Source organism: Oleiagrimonas soli (assembly GCF_000761445.1).
Classification (GTDB): domain Bacteria; phylum Pseudomonadota; class Gammaproteobacteria; order Xanthomonadales; family Rhodanobacteraceae; genus Oleiagrimonas; species Oleiagrimonas soli.
In genome coordinates this window covers 481,946-484,072 of record NZ_KN196470.1, presented here as the reverse complement: position 1 = coordinate 484,072, position 2,127 = coordinate 481,946, and the positions used below count along the sequence as shown (strand labels likewise).

Below are 2,127 nucleotides of genomic sequence, written 5' to 3'. Positions count from 1 at the left end.
CGCGCGCACCACGCGCGCGGCCTGCGGCGCGCTCTGCGTGGCTTCGTCCAGGGCTTCCATCGCCCGCTTGCTGTCGCCGCGTGCATGCGCGGCGCGAGCCGCGGCCAGCAGGGCCGGCGCACGCTGCGGCGCGTGACGGGCGGCGCGACCCAGATCGCGCTCGGCCTCGCCGTGACGGCCTTCGGCCAGCGCCAGCAAACCGTCGTGCAGACGCTTGCGGCTGACCGCGCGCTGGCGTCGCGTGACCGCGCCGAACGGCCAGCGCAGCAACCGCCACGCCAGCGTCAGCGCACCCCAGAACAACAGCAGCAGCACGACCACCGTGACCAGCGTGGCCTGCACGCGCCAGCCGCGGATGCGGATCAGCACTTGGCCCGGGTCCTCGGCGACCCAGTGCCAGCCGAACGCGGCGACGGTGACGACCACCGCCAGCAGCAGGATCCAGCGCCAGACCCTCATCGCTGCGCACCCTTGGCGGACGCGGATGCGGCCGGGGCGGCGGCTTCGTGCACCGCGCGCAGGTTGTTCAGTTCACTCAGTGCCGCGCCCAGTTCGGGCGCCTGCGGCGTGGCGCGTTCGCGCAGCTGCGCGATCTGCGCACGCATGTCGTGCACGGCCTGCGCGTTGCCGTCGAAGTCGGTCTGCAGACGCATGTCCGCCTGTGCCAGCGCGTCCTGGTAGCCCTGCGGATTCCACGCCAGCAGCGCCGCCTGCGCCTGCGCCAGATCCAGCGCGGTGAGCGACTGCGCCAACGCGCGATGTGCCGGCGTCACGCCGTCGTCGCGCTGGATCTGCACCAGTCCCGCGAAGGCGTGCTTCACGCGCGCCCAGAAGCCCGTGCCGGTGTTCTTCACCGGCGCATCGAGCGGCTTCAGCGGCAGCGTACCGACCTGACTGCGCAGACGCGCCAGCGTGTCGAGGTCGCCCTGGCGCTGGCCGGGATGCGTACCCGCCAGCGCCTGGCGTTCGCGGTCGATGCTCTGGCGCACGGCAGCGTAGGCCGGGTCCTCGACCTCGGCCATCACGCGGTCGGCCATCGCGTAGGCCTGCATCGCGCCGTCAGCGTCGTGGAACAGGGCGAAGCGCTCGCCGGCCATGCGCAGCAGCATCGCCGCTTCGTCCAGGCGCACCGCATCGTGACCGGACTGCTCGCGCGCGGTGAGGCCGGCGACGGCATTCTCCAGACTGCGGCTGCGTTCGCTCAAGCCCTGCACTTGCGTGGTCAGCGACTGCCCCTGCTGCTGCGCGGCCTGCGCCTGCTGCTGTGCGTTATGGGTATCGTTGCCGAGCGCATCGAGCTTGTCGCCCAGCGACTTCAATTGCGCGTGCATGTCGGCGAGTGCGCGGGTGTCCTGGGCGCCGCCCTGTTGCACGCGCCACAGACGCCAGCCGCCGTAGGCTGCGGCCAGCAGCGCGATCAGCGCCAGCACCAGGGCCAGGCCGGCCAGACCGACACCGCGACGCGGTGGTCGCTCGCGCTTGTTGGCGCTCTTGGGAACGGGAGCCGGCGCCGCAACCTCGGGCGTCGGTGCGGAGGATTCGTGGACGGAGTCGGATGCGCTCATGCACCCATGCTAGCCCGAGCGCGGCACGACGGCCATATGGCGTTTCAGCGCGGCGACAGGTGCGCCGCGACGGCGTCGAGCAGATCCGCGCCGGAGGCGGACGCCGCGCGCACCGGCTCGCCGAAACCTGCTTCGCGCACGTGACGCTGCAGACGCGCGCTGCTGACCACGACCCGACAGGTCCGCAAGCGCTGCACGGCAACTTCGGGCAACCCCTGCAACAGATGATCCAGCGCCTGCGCGCTGGTCACCAGCAGCCAGGCCGACGCATCCAGCGCCAACACCTTGTCCACGTGGCGCCGCCCCAGTCGCGGCCGGGCACGCTCGTAGACATGCGTCTCGCGCACCTGCGCGCCGCGCTCGGCCAACGTCGCGGCCAGCACGCCGCGGCCGCCCGGCGCGGTGATCAGATTCACGCGCAAACCGCGCACGGATTGCAGCCAGGGATGCTGCAGCAGGCCCTCACTGTGCTCGCGGTCGCGCGGCGGCGACTGTGCCTGCGCGCAGCCGACCCGCAGCAGTGCGCGACGGGTGCCGTCGCCCACCGCCAGCACGCGCGCCT

At 72.7% G+C, this 2,127-nt stretch carries 3 protein-coding genes; all 3 read right to left on the bottom strand.

The window, feature by feature from the left end; genetic code table 11:
* On the bottom strand, positions 1-459 hold a 459-nt coding region (locus tag LF63_RS16200), incomplete at its 3' end, for a heme biosynthesis protein HemY (protein WP_043099292.1).
* A complete protein-coding gene (locus tag LF63_RS02065; RefSeq protein ID WP_043099290.1) occupies positions 456-1,565 on the bottom strand; it encodes a uroporphyrinogen-III C-methyltransferase in 1,110 nt (369 codons plus the stop codon). The genes LF63_RS02065 and LF63_RS16200, both read right to left, overlap by 4 nt.
* 44 nt (positions 1,566-1,609) lie before the next feature.
* Positions 1,610-2,127 (bottom strand): uroporphyrinogen-III synthase (locus LF63_RS02060; RefSeq protein ID WP_161782312.1); only part of this gene is annotated, 518 nt, incomplete at its 5' end.